Below are 1,213 nucleotides of genomic sequence, written 5' to 3'. Positions count from 1 at the left end.
CACTGCTGTCCCATAGTTTACTTTAAATAAAAAAACCTGAGTCCGAATAGTTAAAATATAAGTGCGAACAAACACTTTAACGACCAAGGACTCAGGTTTTGTCACATCAGAATACCGTATTTCATCAGCTGATTAAACCTGTCATACGACAGGATTTTGAACACCTTGTGAAAAAATATCATGTTGGACAGAAATTTAGATCGGCTTCCCGATGGGATCAGTTTGTTGCCATATTGATGTCTCAACTCTCCTGCCGGCAAAGCCTGCGGGATATTCAATCCAATCTGGAGTGCCAACAGGAGAAGCTTCATTATCTCGGAGCAAAATCTATTCCGCGAAGCACACTGGCACGAATCAACGAGCAACAGCCTGCTGCCTTGTATGAACAGCTGTTTTACAAGTTGCTTCAATACTATGAACGCTCAAAAGTCGCTCATAAATTTCGCTTTAAGAATCCTCTATATTCCCTTGATGCCAGTCACATTGACCTCTCGCTTTCCTTATGTGGATGGGCCAAAGTTCATGACTCAAAAGCCAGTATGAAACTCAGCATAGGATTGAATCACAGCAATCATATTCCTGAATTTGTTGCAGTTGAAAATGGCAAAGAAAATGACATGGTACAAGGCCGAAAATTCCAGTTTCCTTCTGGCAGCATTGTGGTCTTTGATAAAGGCTATGTCGATTACCAATGGTATGCGAGTCTCACTGCTCAAAACGTTGGATTTGTCACACGTCTTAGACCCAAGGCTGTGTATCAGGTGATCCAGCAACATTCCGTGCTTGAGTCCAAAGGCATTCTAAAAGATGAAACCATTCAGCTGAATAGCGCACATGCCCTAAAAAGAAAAGCACCAGTACTCAGAAGAATTGAATATAGAGACCGTCAAAGTGGCAAGCACTTCAGCTTTCTCAGCAATAACTTTCATTTGGCCGCCTCTACCATTGCAGCGATTTACAAAGACCGCTGGAAAGTAGAATTGTTCTTTAAAGCGATTAAACAGAATCTGAAATTAAAAGCCTTTTTAGGCCGAAGCAGGAACGCGATTCAGACGCAAATCTGGATTGCGATGATCGCCTATTTACTGGTGAGTTTCGCTCAACATTTAGGGGAAGCGGGTTGGACAGTTCAACGCTTACTCAGAATAATTCAAGTGAATTTATTTGAAAGAAAAACTTTAAAAGCTTTATTCTCACCCGATAAAATCCCCAT

The 1,213-nt window shown here is 41.4% G+C and carries 1 protein-coding gene; it reads left to right on the top strand.

What is annotated here, in order from left to right:
* Nucleotides 1–98: 98 nt before the first annotated feature.
* On the top strand, nt 99–1,213 hold a 1,115-nt coding region (locus ACPUEY_RS14010), incomplete at its 3' end, for an IS4 family transposase (protein WP_425122458.1).

Origin of the sequence: Acinetobacter sp. G11, assembly GCF_049808495.1 — a bacterium.
Classification (GTDB): domain Bacteria; phylum Pseudomonadota; class Gammaproteobacteria; order Pseudomonadales; family Moraxellaceae; genus Acinetobacter; species Acinetobacter kookii.
This window is presented reverse-complemented; position numbering and strand designations above follow the sequence as displayed.